This is a genomic window from Photorhabdus sp. RM71S (genome assembly GCF_042879355.1).
Classification (GTDB): Bacteria; Pseudomonadota; Gammaproteobacteria; order Enterobacterales; family Enterobacteriaceae; genus Photorhabdus; species Photorhabdus kayaii.
Window position 1 is genome coordinate 1 of sequence record NZ_JBHFKV010000026.1, and the last position, 14,490, is coordinate 14,490.

At 43.8% G+C, this 14,490-nt stretch carries 12 protein-coding genes and 2 pseudogenes; 7 read left to right on the forward strand and 7 right to left on the reverse strand.

Features of this window, described 5'->3' with window-relative positions:
• Window positions 1–106 precede the first annotated feature (106 nt).
• Window positions 107–280 (forward strand): annotated as a pseudogene (locus ACGF5R_RS14270) (IS982 family transposase); the annotation flags it as partial.
• Window positions 281–296: 16 nt separating this feature from the next.
• On the opposite strand, the gene ACGF5R_RS14275 reads toward ACGF5R_RS14270, so the two are convergent.
• From ACGF5R_RS14275 to dnaA, 5 genes are all read right to left on the reverse strand, one after another.
• Window positions 297–776 (reverse strand): Hcp family type VI secretion system effector, encoded by a 480-nt coding sequence (locus tag ACGF5R_RS14275; RefSeq protein WP_088372713.1) that lies wholly within the window; start codon window positions 774–776, stop codon window positions 297–299.
• Between the two features lie 141 nt (window positions 777–917).
• Complete coding sequence (gene gyrB, locus ACGF5R_RS14280; RefSeq protein ID WP_262980878.1) at window positions 918–3,332, reverse strand: DNA topoisomerase (ATP-hydrolyzing) subunit B; 2,415 nt, start codon at window positions 3,330–3,332, stop codon at window positions 918–920.
• A 19-nt stretch (window positions 3,333–3,351) separates the two neighbouring features.
• Window positions 3,352–4,443 (reverse strand): DNA replication/repair protein RecF, encoded by a 1,092-nt coding sequence (gene recF, locus ACGF5R_RS14285; protein ID WP_112879279.1) that lies wholly within the window; start codon window positions 4,441–4,443, stop codon window positions 3,352–3,354.
• Between the two features lie 21 nt (window positions 4,444–4,464).
• Complete coding sequence (gene dnaN, locus ACGF5R_RS14290; protein WP_112879278.1) at window positions 4,465–5,565, reverse strand: DNA polymerase III subunit beta; 1,101 nt, start codon at window positions 5,563–5,565, stop codon at window positions 4,465–4,467.
• 4 nt (window positions 5,566–5,569) lie between these two features.
• Window positions 5,570–6,958 carry a chromosomal replication initiator protein DnaA gene (gene dnaA / locus ACGF5R_RS14295; RefSeq protein ID WP_112879277.1) on the reverse strand — a complete coding sequence of 463 codons (1,389 nt, stop codon included), beginning with the start codon at window positions 6,956–6,958 and terminating at the stop codon, window positions 5,570–5,572.
• Between the two features lie 690 nt (window positions 6,959–7,648).
• Between dnaA and rpmH the strand changes: the two genes are divergently transcribed.
• The 5 genes from rpmH to mnmE all read left to right on the forward strand — a co-directional run bounded on the left by rpmH (window position 7,649) and on the right by mnmE (window position 11,638).
• On the forward strand, window positions 7,649–7,789 hold the full coding sequence (gene rpmH, locus ACGF5R_RS14300) for a 50S ribosomal protein L34 (protein WP_004093983.1): 141 nt from the start codon (window positions 7,649–7,651) through the stop codon (window positions 7,787–7,789).
• Between the two features lie 16 nt (window positions 7,790–7,805).
• On the forward strand, window positions 7,806–8,165 hold the full coding sequence (gene rnpA / locus ACGF5R_RS14305; RefSeq protein ID WP_112879276.1) for a ribonuclease P protein component: 360 nt from the start codon (window positions 7,806–7,808) through the stop codon (window positions 8,163–8,165).
• On the forward strand, window positions 8,129–8,389 hold the full coding sequence (yidD, locus tag ACGF5R_RS14310) for a membrane protein insertion efficiency factor YidD (RefSeq protein ID WP_112879275.1): 261 nt from the start codon (window positions 8,129–8,131) through the stop codon (window positions 8,387–8,389). Before rnpA ends, yidD begins: the two co-directional genes overlap by 37 nt.
• A gap of 2 nt (window positions 8,390–8,391) precedes the next feature.
• Entirely contained in the window at window positions 8,392–10,032 is a 1,641-nt protein-coding gene (gene yidC, locus ACGF5R_RS14315) for a membrane protein insertase YidC (RefSeq protein ID WP_112879274.1), read from the forward strand.
• Window positions 10,033–10,273: 241 nt separating this feature from the next.
• On the forward strand, window positions 10,274–11,638 hold the full coding sequence (gene mnmE, locus ACGF5R_RS14320; protein WP_112879273.1) for a tRNA uridine-5-carboxymethylaminomethyl(34) synthesis GTPase MnmE: 1,365 nt from the start codon (window positions 10,274–10,276) through the stop codon (window positions 11,636–11,638).
• 175 nt (window positions 11,639–11,813) lie between these two features.
• Here the strand turns inward: mnmE and ACGF5R_RS14325 are convergent, their stop codons facing one another.
• Window positions 11,814–12,167 (reverse strand): ATP-binding protein, encoded by a 354-nt coding sequence (locus ACGF5R_RS14325; protein WP_387691377.1) that lies wholly within the window; start codon window positions 12,165–12,167, stop codon window positions 11,814–11,816.
• Window positions 12,118–13,505 (reverse strand): annotated as a pseudogene (locus tag ACGF5R_RS14330) (TrlF family ATPase); the annotation flags it as partial. The pseudogene ACGF5R_RS14330 and the gene ACGF5R_RS14325, both read right to left, overlap by 50 nt.
• A gap of 474 nt (window positions 13,506–13,979) precedes the next feature.
• On the opposite strand from ACGF5R_RS14330, the gene ACGF5R_RS14335 reads away from it, so the two are divergent.
• On the forward strand, window positions 13,980–14,387 hold the full coding sequence (locus ACGF5R_RS14335) for a hypothetical protein (protein ID WP_240000860.1): 408 nt from the start codon (window positions 13,980–13,982) through the stop codon (window positions 14,385–14,387).
• The last annotated feature ends 103 nt before the right edge of the window (window positions 14,388–14,490 follow it).

The window sequence follows — 14,490 nt, forward strand, 5'->3', positions numbered from 1 at the left end:
TGGCGGGTAGGAATGACAGGCGTGTTTGCCTGATGGGAGCGGTATGAGTCGAGAGGCTCACGTACCGTTCTGCGAGAGGCTGCGGGGGTAGTTCCTGTGGCCTACTCAACCCATCCATGATCAGTTAAAGAATATTTCTCAGATAGAGCACTCACGACACCGTAGTCTACAGGGATTCATGTTGAATGTGTTAGGAGGGCTAATCGCTTATTGTTTCAAAGAGAACAAACCGTCACTGAATATCTCCCGCTCAGAAATGGACATATTAGTGACGGCTTAACCAGAACTCAGGTTATTTAATAAATCCTGTCATCCCAAATACTATAACCGCCAGTACCTGCGATAAGGTGATTCCAGGTAATGTTTGTATATTTTAACGAAATACTTTCCTGTGGTGGAAGCTCATTATGATTCAATGAATGTGGATGTAAGACACTTATTTCAGTGATTGTGGCGCCAGTGATCTTTATATTGTAATAACGTTCTTGAGCACCATTTGAGTTAGTTCGGTAAAAATCAATAGAGCATTCAAGAGACTCATTATCAGAAATAGCCACACCGAGTAATGGTGATGATTTGTCGATAGGTTTTTGGATAATAATGGGTTGATGATCGACATTTTGAGCCCGTGTTATCGCATGGCTTAAGCTATAAACTAATATCTGATCAAGATGGTTTGCTTGATATTTATTACCAATAGAATCAACAGAAGAACATCCAGCCGATATTAATCCCTGTTTTTTCCCCTTTATTGTCATGTAAATCATGTCAGCCATATTTATATCCTTAGATTATATTTAAGTGATGTTTTACAGAGACATTAAATAAATTACACTTTATCTATTGGAAATAACAGATAAAAAAAGCGCCCATAGAGAATCAATATGAGCGCTTATTTCAGTTGATAATAATATCAATTAGATATCAATATTGGCTGCTTTCAGGGCATTCTCTTCAATAAATGCTCGACGAGGTTCAACAGCATCACCCATCAGAGTTGTAAACAGTTGGTCAGTTGCAATGGCATCTTTTACTGTTACACGCATCATGCGGCGGGTTTCTGGGTTCATGGTAGTTTCCCATAACTGTTCAGGGTTCATTTCTCCCAAGCCTTTATAACGCTGTATAGACAATCCACGGCGAGACTCTTTAGTCAACCAGTTTAGCGCTTGTTCAAAGCTGCTAACCGATTGGCGTCGTTCACCACGTTCGATATAAGCGCTTTCTTCGATCAAGTTACGAAGTTTATCGCCTAGCTGAGTGATACGGTGATATTCGCCACCGTGGACAAAATCGAAGTCCAACAGATAATCAGTATCAACACCATGTGTACGAACACACAGAATCGGTTCGTACATTTGGCGCTCACGATTTTCATGGAGGCGATAACTGTAGCTGCTGCCGTTTTGTTCACTGTCATTCAGACGGGTGACCAGCATTTCAATCCATTCTTCAACTTTCGTCTTATCAGACAATACTTCTTCGGTCAGTTTCGGATGATAAATTAGGCTATTTAATAAACTTAGCGGATACAGACGTTCCATGCGTTTAATGATTTTTTGAACACCATTAAATTCGGTCACCAATTTTTCCAGCGGTTCGCCTCTCAGGGCTGGCGTGTGCTCATTGGTGTAAAGTGAAGCGCCATCTAGTGCAATGGATAGTTGGTATTCATCCATTGCTTCATCATCTTTAATATATTGTTCTTGTTTGCCTTTTTTGACTTTATACAACGGTGGTTGAGCAATAAATACATGACCACGTTCAATGATTTCTGGCATTTGACGATAGAAGAAAGTCAGCAATAGGGTACGAATATGAGAACCATCGACGTCCGCATCCGTCATGATGATAATGCTGTGGTAACGCAGCTTATCTGGGTTATATTCGTCACGGCCAATTCCACAGCCCAATGCAGTGATCAGGGTCGCGACTTCTTGAGAAGAGAGCATTTTATCGAAACGTGCTTTTTCGACATTCAGGATTTTGCCTTTTAGCGGCAAAATTGCCTGATTTTTGCGGTTACGGCCCTGTTTTGCCGAACCGCCCGCAGAGTCCCCTTCCACTAAGTAGAGTTCAGAAAGTGCGGGATCACGTTCCTGACAATCAGCCAGTTTGCCTGGCAGTCCAGCCAGATCAAGAGCACCTTTACGACGTGTCATTTCACGTGCTTTACGGGCTGCTTCACGGGCACGGGCAGCGTCGATAATTTTACCAACGACGGTTTTAGCGTCATTTGGGTTTTCCAGCAGGTATTCCACCAGCTTCTCGTTCATCAGTGTTTCAACCGCCGTTTTCACCTCGGAAGAAACCAGTTTATCTTTGGTCTGAGAAGAGAATTTTGGATCAGGTACTTTAACAGAAATAACTGCGACCAAACCTTCACGTGCATCATCGCCGGTGGCGCTGACTTTAGATTTCTTGTTGTACCCTTCTTTATCCATGTAACTATTAAGGGTACGTGTCATCGCAGTGCGGAAGCCAACTAAGTGAGTTCCCCCATCGCGTTGTGGGATATTATTGGTAAAGCAGTAAATATTTTCCTGGAAACCATCATTCCATTGCATTGAAATTTCAACGCCGATGCCATCTTTTTCTGTAGAAAAATAGAAAACATTTGGATGAATGGGTGTTTTGTTTTTATTTAGGAACTCAACAAACGCTTTAATTCCACCTTCATAATGGAAGTGGTCTTCTATATTAGTGCGCTTATCAATAAGACGGATGGATACACCGGAATTCAGGAAGGATAGTTCACGCAGGCGTTTAGCCAGAATGTCGTGCTGGAATTCTGTGTTATTACGGAAAGTATCCATGCTCGGCCAGAAGCGGACACGGGTACCTGTTTGTTCAGTTTCTCCAACGACTTTCAGTGGGCTTTGTGGCACACCAAGGTGATAAGTCTGTTCATGAACTTTACCGTCACGGCGGATAACCAATTCCAGCTTTTCAGACAAGGCGTTAACAACAGAAACCCCTACGCCGTGCAAACCGCCGGAGACCTTATAAGAGTTATCATCGAATTTACCCCCCGCATGCAGCACCGTCATAATAACTTCGGCTGCTGAAACACCTTCTTCTTCGTGTATACCGGTAGGAATACCGCGGCCATCATCCTGTACGGAGACTGAGTTATCAGCATGGATAGTGACGATAACTTCACTACAGTGGCCTGCGAGGGCTTCGTCGATAGCGTTGTCGACAACCTCGAAGACCATGTGGTGTAAGCCGGTACCATCGTCTGTATCACCGATATACATGCCCGGACGTTTACGAACCGCATCCAGCCCTTTTAATACCTTGATACTTGAGGAGTCATATGTATTCGACATCAACGTTTCTCGCTCATTTTTAATCCTGTGGTTGAACCTCTATTTTGCCATTTTCCACGCGAAACATCTTGCTATTTCCATCAAGCATGTCTGTTATTTGGTCAGGATTTATCGCACTGACAAATACCTGAGCTTGCGTGGATTTTAGACGAGCGGCCAGCAACTGACGGCGGCCGGCATCCAGTTCGGAGGCAAAATCATCAAGCAGATACAGACATTGTTGTCCGCTCTGTCGGGTGAAATATTCACCCTGTGCTAGCCGCAGTGCGCACATCAGTAACTTTAATTGACCGCGGGATAGCATATCTTCTACTGGTGTTCCTTCTGCACGAATGCGCAGATCTGCCTTGTGTGGGCCGGAAGCTGTATAGGTTAACGTTCTGTCACGCTCAAATTGGCGCTCCAGTAATTCAGCATAATCACTCTCTTTGTCCCATCCCTGTTGAAAAGAGAAACTCAATGTAAATTCGGGTAAGAACTGCTTACAGGTATTCGTGATATCCTGAGTGATGTTTGTAACATATTCACCACGCCACTGATTTATTTGGTTAGCGAGTGGTACCAATTCCTGATCCCAAGGCCGTATCTGGCTGTAGCGGGTAACTTGTCGTAGTGCTGCATTGCGTTGTTTGAGTAGCCGTTTTAAGTTTACCCATGCAGAAAAAAAGCGTGGCTCATTGTGAAAGCACCCCCAGTCAATAAAAGCCCGTCGATACTTTGGCCCGCCATTTAACAGGGTAAACCCTTCTGGAGTAATAAGCTGCATAGGTAACATCTTGGCCAGTTCTGCAATTTTACAGCCATCACTACCATCAATTCTGACTTTACTGTCGCCATTACGGTTTTTACTCAGACCGATAGACCGTTCCCGCTCATTCTCCTGTTGTCCTAACCGCCCATGCAGAACGAACTCATCGCAGTCATGACGGATTACCCGTCCTGCTTGAATACTACGAAAAGAGCGCCCGTGACCCAGCGTATAAATCGCTTCCAGTACGCTGGTTTTGCCGCTGCCATTAGATCCAACCAGAAAGTTAAATCCGGTAGCTAGAGGCAAATCAGCGGCGGCGATATTACGAAAACCGCGGATAAGTAAACGCGTGAGAGTCATATACCTGAAATAAAAATCCGGTTACAGGCGCATTGGCATCACGACATAAGCCGCATTGTGGTTTGCACAGTCTTCTATCTGAACACTGGAAATAGCATCAGTCAGTAGTAAACGGACCTCTTCACATCTTAGTGTATTGAGAACATCTAGCACGTAACTGACATTAAAGCCTATTTCCATTTCAGCACCTTGGTAGCTGACATCTACAATCTCTTCGGCTTCTTCCTGTTCAGGGTTATTTGCTGTGATTTTTAGCTGGTTTTCACTGAAATAAAGGCGAACTCCGCGAAATTTCTCATTAGAGAGAATAGCTGCGCGTGAAAAAGCCTGTTTCAGCATATCGCAATTAGCTTCCAGAGTTTTATCCGGGTTCTTTGGTAATACGCGACGATAATCAGGAAAACGTCCATCCACCAATTTAGAGGTGAAAATAAAGTCGCCAACGTGGGCACGAATATTGTTACTGCCGATTTGTAACTGTAGCGGAGTATCGCCACCATCCAGCAATCTCATTAGTTCAATAACGCCTTTACGTGGCACGATGACCGAATGGGAAGGCAGCTTTTGACCAATTCCCATAGAACAGACTGCCAGACGGTGACCATCTGTTGCAACTGTACGCAGCTCTTCTCCTTCGGTTTCAAACAACATACCGTTGAGGTAATAGCGGACATCCTGGTGAGCCATTGAGAACTGAGTTGATTCAATAAGGCGCTTCAGTGTGGCTTGTGGCAGTGAAAACTCCACCTCACTTTGCCAGTCATCAAGATTTGGAAAATCAGAAGCGGGCAGTGTGGAAAGTGAGAAACGGCTGCGACCAGAACGCACCAATAGGCGGTCGCCATCCAGTTCTACACTGATCTCGGCCCCATCTGGCAAACCTCGCCAGATATCAAAGAATTTACGTGCCGGTACCGTGGTTGCACCTTCTTCGTGTGGCAATGAAAGCGTGACTCTTGCCATCATTTCCATTTCTAAATCTGTGCCGGTCAGCAACAGGGAACCTTCTGTAACCTGTAGTAATAAATTACCAAGAATAGGCAGAGTAGGACGCCCACTCAGCGGGCTACTGACCTGTTGCAGTGGTTTTAACAATTGCTCACGTTCAATGATAAATTTCATAGCACTAGGAAGACAATGTTCTGATTAAGTTAGAAAAATCCTCTTTGATGTCGTGACTTTCTTCACGCAGTTGCTCGATTTTACGACAAGCATGCAGCACAGTTGTGTGGTCACGTCCACCAAAGGCATCCCCGATTTCAGGCAAGCTGTGGTTGGTTAACTCTTTTGCCAGCGCCATTGCCATTTGCCTTGGACGGGCAACGGAACGGGAGCGCCGTTTGGAAAGTAAATCGGCCACCTTGATTTTATAATACTCAGCGACTGTTTTCTGAATATTATCAATGGTAACCAGTTTTTCTTGCAGTGCTAACAGATCACGTAATGCTTCACGTACAAAATCAATAGTAATCGCTCGGCCAGTAAAATTGGCATTTGCTATTACCCTGTTCAATGCCCCTTCAAGCTCACGGACATTAGAACGCAGACGTTTGGCTATAAAGAAAGCAACTTCGCCTGGTAACTGGATTTCGTTTTCGTCTGCCTTTTTCATCAAAATAGCGACACGGGTTTCGAGTTCCGGTGGTTCAATTGCAACGGTTAGCCCCCAGCCAAAACGGGATTTTAACCGATCTTCTACCCCATTGATCTCTTTTGGGTAGCGATCTGATGTCAGAATAATCTGTTGATTACCTTCCAGTAATGCATTGAATGTGTGGAAGAACTCTTCTTGAGAGCGTTCTTTATTGGCAAAAAACTGAATATCATCGATCAGTAATGCGTCGACAGAGCGGTAATAGCGTTTGAACTCTTCTATTGCATTATTTTGTAATGCCTTGACCATATCCTGAACAAAACGTTCAGAATGCATATAGACCACCTTGGCATTTGCCTTACGTGCCATAATACTGTTACCTACGGCATGTAATAGGTGGGTTTTACCCAAACCCGTACCACCATAAAGAAATAGTGGGTTATAGGCACCGCCGGGATTATCAGCTACCTGTCTTGCAGCAGCACGAGCAAGTTGGTTGGATTTACCTTCAACAAAGTTATCAAAAGTATGTTTTTGGTTAACATTAGAGCGATAAGAGAGCTCTGGTTGCACCGTAGTGTTATCCCAACTGGGGCGTACTGATGTGCTCTGTGGTGCAGGTGTAACTGGCGTATGAGCAACAACCCTTTGTGGTGGGCTATCGTTTTGGGAAACGGGTTTATTGCCAACTTCGAAACGTAATAATGGTACTTCTGCTCCACAGAAGTCATTCAACAATCCATTGATATTGTTGATATACTTCTCTCTTACCCAGTCCAGAACGAACCGATTTGGGGCATAAAGTGCCAGAGTGTTACCACTTAGCTCTGCCTGAAGGGGGCGTATCCACATACTGAATTCTGTGGCAGGTAATTCATCCTGCAATCGGGCAAGACATTGCTGCCAAAGCGAAAGTGACACGGTGGACTCCCCTAAAACAAGGCCAATTAACAATTAAAGAAATCGGAGTGGTTAGCTCATTATATTGGGTACAAAACAACGACTCCTCTAAGGCGAGGAAGGATCAATTGTTATGTGTATGGCGATTTTTAATGTCATCGCTCCCCCATGATCCGAGGATAAGATCCAAATCATGGCTTGGGATCATAGCGCAAAAGACGATATAGATCTTCATTCTTTTACACAGTTTAAGCGCTTTTTATCCACAGGATAAAATTGTGTGTGAAATAAAGGGCTGTAAAGGGGTTGTAGTGGAATTATGGAGGATGCCAAATGCAGATCGAGGATAAGCCGATATTCGAAATAAAATCGGGCCAAGGATCATAACAAAAAACGAAGATCTGCCAGTGATCGTTGCGCTTTGTTCAGTAGTCCGTATAATATTGCACCCTATGTGCGATACCAGAGTTTTTACCGATAATGTTTGGTGAAGGGTCTGGTGTACGCATGGGCCAGAGTGTTGGTAAACATCCAACTCAGTAGAAAAGCCGGCCGACTTTGTGTTATGTAAATTGACTCAGGGCTGTACATTTTATTACAATCCCGCTTCTTTTATATTGATGTTGCGATTGAGGCATCGGTGTCTATTTCTCACTGGCTGCCAACGCATTTACTGAATCAGTAATAATCTTAAGTTAGGTAGAAATCGCTATGAAACGCACTTTCCAACCATCCGTACTGAAGCGTAACCGTTCTCATGGTTTCCGCGCTCGTATGGCTACCAAAAATGGTCGTCAGGTTCTGGCTCGCCGTCGTGCAAAAGGCCGTACTCGTCTGACCGTTTCTAAGTAATAAAGCTAACCATCTAGTGGTTAAGCTCGCTTTTCCGAGGGAGTTACGCTTGTTAACTCCCAAGTATTTCACTTATGTTTTCCAGCAACCCCAACGGGCAAGTTCGCCAGAGATTACTATCCTTGGTCGCCCGAACGAGCTGGGGCATCCCCGTATCGGTCTTACTATAGCCAAGAAAAATGTTAAACGTGCTCATGAGCGTAACCGGATTAAGCGGTTAGCCCGTGAAAGCTTCCGTTTAAACCAACATAACTTGCCTCCTATGGATTTTGTGGTATTGGTTAGGAAAGGCGTTGCTGAGCTTGATAACCGTGCGTTAACGGAGGCGTTGGGTAAATTATGGCGTCGTCACTGTCGTTTGGCTCGCGTTTCCTGATCGCATTAATCCGGGGATATCAGTTGGTAATAAGCCCGCTGTTGGGGCCTCGTTGTCGCTTTAATCCTACATGCTCTCAATATGGCATTGAGGCATTATGTCGATTTGGAGTGATAAAAGGCTGTTGGTTAACGGTGAAACGCGTATTAAAATGCCACCCTTTACATGAAGGTGGTGATGATCCTGTCCCACCGGTAAAAAACAACGATAACAGAGAACACTAACGATGGATTCGCAACGTAATCTTCTTCTCATCGCTTTGCTGTTCGTTTCTTTCTTGGTCTGGCAAGCATGGGAAGCAGATAAAAATCCGCAGCCAACGACAGTACAGGCCACGCAACAAACGGATATGCCGAGCAGTGAGAATCAAGCTGTACCAGGCAGTGGAAAAGGTAAACTTATCACGGTTAAAACTGATGTGCTCTCTTTGACCATCAATACTCGTGGCGGTGATATCGAAGAGGCTGACCTGTTAGCCTATCCTGATACCTTGGGTTCAAACCAGCCATTCAAATTGTTGGAAACAACACCTGCTTTCATTTATCAAGCGCAAAGCGGATTGACGGGGAAAGATGGTCCAGATAATCCGCTGAATAGTGAGCGCCCGCTGTATACCGCAGCACAGGATAGCTATGTATTGGCTGATGGACAGGATGAATTGCGTATCCCGATGAATTTCGTCACTAAAAATGGCATTGTTTACGTCAAAACATTTGTCCTGAAACGTGGTGAATACGCGATTAGTGTGGATTACCATATTCATAACACGACAGAAAAACCGTTACAGATGACCTTCTTTGGTCAGTTGAAACAAAGTGTTGAACTACCCAAGCATCGTGATACAGGCAGCAGTAACTTTGCCCTGCATACTTATCGTGGCGCCGCCTATTCTTCAGATGATACCAAATACAAAAAATACAGCTTTAGCGATATTGAAGGTGAATCTTTATCCGTGACCACCAAAGGTGGCTGGATTGCCATGTTGCAGCAATATTTTGCTACCGCTTGGGTTCCCGCGGTGAATGAAACCAGTACCTTCTACACTGCCGCATTAGGTAAAGAGATGGCGGCGATTGGCTATAAGAGTGCACCAATCTCTGTTGCCGCTAACAGTGAAAAAACGGTCTCTTCTACACTGTGGATTGGTCCGGAAATTCAAGATGAAATGGCCGCTGTAGCACCTCATCTGGATCTGTCTGTAGACTATGGTTGGTTGTGGTTTATCTCTCAGCCATTATTTAAACTGTTGAAGTTCCTGCATGGTTTTATTGGTAACTGGGGCTTCTCCATCATTGTTATCACCTTTATTGTGCGTGGTATCATGTATCCGCTGACCAAAGCACAATACACTTCAATGGCGAAAATGCGTCTGTTACAGCCTAAATTGGCGGCTATGCGCGAGCGGATTGGTGATGATAAACAGCGTATGAGCCAGGAAATGATGGCATTGTACAAAGCAGAGAAAGTGAACCCACTGGGTGGCTGTTTGCCTCTGTTGATTCAAATGCCAATCTTCCTTGCTTTATATTACATGTTGATGGGTTCTGTTGAATTGCGTCATGCGCCATTTGCTGGCTGGATTAATGATCTGTCTGCGCAAGATCCTTATTACATCCTGCCGTTGCTGATGGGTGTGACCATGTTCATCATCCAGAAAATGTCTCCGACAACAATTACTGATCCGATGCAACAGAAGATTATGACCTATATGCCAGTCATATTTACCATATTCTTCTTATGGTTCCCATCAGGTCTGGTTTTGTACTATATCGTCAGTAATTTGGTGACAATTATTCAGCAGCAATTGATTTATCGTGGGCTGGAAAAACGCGGTTTGCATAGTCGCGAGAAAAAGCCAGCGAAATAAAACATATACCCTATGGATTTCAAGATGCATCGCGGCGGCAAGGGAGCGAATCCCCGGGAGCATAGATAACTATGTGACCGGGGTGAGTGAGTGCAGCCAACAAAGAGGCAACTTGAAAGATGGCGGGTATAGCTTCAGCCAGAATACATGCTGGCCGTTGTAACGGGAAAGGCGGTCATTGACCGCCTTAACTATTTGAGTTAAAAGCAATTTGAGCGAAAAAGTCAATAGAGAGATAACCATGAATACCACGGATACGATTGTTGCTCAGGCTACCCCACCAGGGCGAGGAGGGGTTGGCATTTTGCGTGTTTCCGGCCCGAAAGCTGCACAGGTCGCTGAGGTGGTATTAGGTAAATTACCCAAACCCCGTTATGCAGATTATCTGCCATTTCGTGATGTAGATGGTCAGGTACTTGATCAGGGAATTGCTATTTACTTTCCGGGACCCAATTCATTTACCGGAGAAGATGTACTGGAGCTTCAAGGGCATGGTGGGCCGGTTATTCTCGATTTGCTACTTAAACGTATTCTGACTCTGCCAGGTGTGCGAATCGCTAATCCTGGTGAGTTTTCTGAACGCGCTTTTCTTAATGACAAACTGGATTTAGCTCAGGCGGAAGCCATTGCTGACCTGATCGATGCCAGTTCGGAGCAGGCTGCCCGTTCAGCGATGAATTCCTTACAGGGCGCTTTTTCGACTCAAGTTCACCAGATGGTGGAAGCACTTACTCACTTACGAATCTATGTAGAAGCGGCTATTGATTTTCCAGATGAAGAGATTGATTTCCTTTCTGATGGGAAAATCGAGGCCAAATTGGATGAAGTGATGGCTGAGCTTGGGCGTGTACGTGCTCAGGCTCGTCAGGGTAGCCTTTTACGTGAAGGGATGAAAGTTGTTATCGCTGGTCGCCCTAATGCAGGGAAGTCCAGCCTGCTTAATGCATTAGCAGGCCGTGAAGCGGCGATTGTGACGGATATTGCAGGCACAACCCGTGATGTGTTGCGTGAACATATCCATATTGACGGTATGCCGTTGCATATTATTGATACCGCAGGTTTGCGTGAAGCCAGTGACGAAGTTGAGCGTATTGGTATTGAGCGTGCTTGGCAGGAAATTGAGCAGGCTGATCGTGTACTGTTTATGGTAGATAGCACGACAACGAACGCGGTTGAACCTGTGGAAATCTGGCCTGAATTTATGGCTCGTCTGCCTAAATCGCTCCCTATCACAGTCGTTCGTAATAAGACAGATATGACTGATGAAGAGACAAGTATTGCCGAAGTAAGTGGTTACTCGCTGGTTAGACTTTCTGCCCGTAGTGGTGAAGGTATCGATTTATTGCGCGATCATCTGAAAGAAACGATGGGTTTTAGCAGTAATACCGAAGGTGGTTTCTTGGCTCGTCGTCGTCATTTACAAGCATTAAATACCGCGGCGGAGCATTTACAACAGGGCCATGAACAATTGGTGGTTGCTCGTTCAGGTGAATTGCTGGCAGAAGAGCTGCGTCTGGCGCAGCAGGCATTGAGTGAGATCACGGGTGAATTTACTTCCGATGATCTGCTAGGAAGGATTTTTTCGAGTTTTTGTATTGGTAAGTGAAGTGGTCATTTTTAAAGTGTAACGCTTCAAAACCCATTTACTTCGCTTTGATCCGTTTTACCGGAATTCCATCGCGCATTGCAAAGTCGTTTTCCGATTGCTTTTAAAAAATGGCGCTGTTTTAAAAGCGCCAAATACAGTGCGGTATACGCTGTTCCAACAGCCACAACATCTGTTACCGAAACAAGATTGTTTTTAAATGATCGTCTGCCAAATCAAACTCAGGATCTTTACCTGTTAACGCTTTCGTTAGTGGCATAATTTTAGTCCTCACACCCATTCCTCGGTAATCGACATAGCCATAATCACGTAATACTTCCATAACAATGGTATTTCTGGGTGAACGCTGTCCTGCTTTCATTTTTTCTACCGTCATGGAGTTTGGTAAAGAACCTGGGCTAATTACTTCAAGCCGGTCGGAATAACTAGATACCTCAATTCTGTTTTTAACATCGTTCTCTCCCAAGGAAGTAAAGCATTCAGTTAAAGCCGTACTTTTCACGGCGTTGATTAAACGCACTCTTACCACCTTCCAATATTCTGCCGCTAGTTTTTGCACTTCTGGCATATCGATCGCACCCTGCTGTTCTGGCAGGATCAACCCTTTGCTATCTTCCACACTCAGCACGCCAATCCATTCCGCGTCACCAAATACCGGAATATTGGCGTTGTGGGTTGCGAACAAGAACTGTCGGCTTAGCTTGGCTCTGCGCAGCTCAGCAACTATACGCTCAGCAATAAAGGCGTTATCAAGGTTATCCTCCGGCTGATCAAGGATAAGTGGATCTTGGTTGTTCAATAGCAACAGGTGCAAAATCGCCGTACATTGTTGGCCGGTCGATGGTTCCCCAATTGGGCGGAAAACGGCTTCCCGTTCACCGTGAGTTATATTCAGCTCAATCGCCATTGTATCGGGAAGCTGCAACTCTTCTAGCTCAAGCAGTTTACGCTCAGGCAAACGGCTTAACGCTCGTACAACGGAATTAGATATACCGAAATTAGAGGTTAATTCAGCCTCACCTTGGCGAATAGTGGCAGCAAGATTAGCTGGTGTGAACTCACCCTCTAAAACCCACGCTAGTCTTTCTTGCCCAACACCTTCCAAATTGCAATCACTCAGGAAATTCACTAATTCTTGGCGGTTACCTTCAGAATTCAGGCTAAGGAGTACCTTCCGATCCAACTTGCGAGTGAGCCGTTTAACCGACTTCTGCATGGCGCTAGCACGTGCGCTGGTCTGCTGATCTAACTCAAGCAATAGTTTCTTGCGCTGACTATAGAGCTCGTTGAGTTGGGTTTGTCGGTTTTGCAAGGCAGTTTCTTTTGGGCGAATCTGTTCAATTTGTTTGAGTAAGGTTTGATATTCAGCGTCAATCTGCCGACCCGTTTTACCCTGACTTGTAGGTATGTCTTTAAACGCATTTTCAAGTTGTTCTTCTTCCGCTTGTAACCTTTCCGACAGTTGTTGCTGTAGAGGAAGTAAATCACTCGAGGCTTTACTGGAGAGCTCCTCAACCTGGATTAAACATTGAGTTAAAGAGCTCTTTAACATTTCTAAAACTTGACGCTTTTGTTTTAAAAGATCTAAGTGTGGCAATCCTTCTAAGCTGGCATCGCTTAAAAATACCGTATCTGGCAAACTGTCTTTTAAGATGTTGATAGCTTCTTTTACTCGAGCAATTTCTTCATTAACTCTCCCACTCAGTTGTTTTTCCTTTTCCAGCTTTGGAATCACTTTCAACTTTTCATCAATACCCAGCGCTTGGAATTGTTTAGCCTGATCCAATAACTTGGGTAAGCGCTCAACTTCTGCCTCAACATCTGCTTTTTGGCTAAGCGCACGAGTAATGGTTTTACGATTATCCTTTCAGAACAAAGTTTTACTAAGCATAGTATTAATTAGGGAGTAAATACTTTGATCCATACTTACTCCAGAATGCACATAACAAATTGTTTTAATAATATTTTTCACATTTTGTATTGGTAAGTGAATTTGTAGAAGGAGGATGTGGAATTTTTTTACCGGCTATAACAGGTTAAATTACATTTAACGGTTTTAGCGTGTAAAAATTGATTTACCTGTTATACCGTGTAACAATGAGGTTAACTGCTCAAATTGGTTGACCTCAATATGAAAGTGACTAATTCGAAACAACTCAGTACATATTTAAAAGATGTCAGGCTTAATCTTATCGAACAGATTAAAACAGAGTGTCAATCCTCAACAGGGAAACTTGATCCAGTTCCCAATAATTCAGAAAAATTAAAGAAAAAATAGCTAAGTCCGATAAAATATGAAATAAAACTTCAATAAACTATATAATATAGATGGAGTTATAAAATGAAGTATGACCTACGGTTAAAAACATTTGTTGATAATGATTACAGATTAGAAGATCATTTTGATTTTAAAAAACAAATAGAAGATCAAAAATATAACCGTATGCTATTGGAATTGGAGCATCAATTTAAACTAAACCAAGAAGTTATTGCTTTATTAACAGAAGATGAGGCAATAAATTATATAAAAACACTAGATCATAACTTCTATAATAAATGGAAAAATAATGTTAAAACCTTTTATTCTTATGCTGATCCAGTTTCATCATTTGCTGGTAATATAAAAGACTCTTATGGCGTGGCTAAAATAGTAAATGATTTAAGAGGTTTCGGTGTTAAGGCAACGGAGTATGCCGGGAAAGATGGTAAAAAATATATAAAATTGACAGGTTACCCTACCCTAGTGTGAGAGACTATTTAAATTCTACAAGATATCTTGCTAATAATCCACGTATACCCAATGGATTTCAAGATGCATCGCAACGGCAAGGGAGAGAATCCCCGGGAGCATA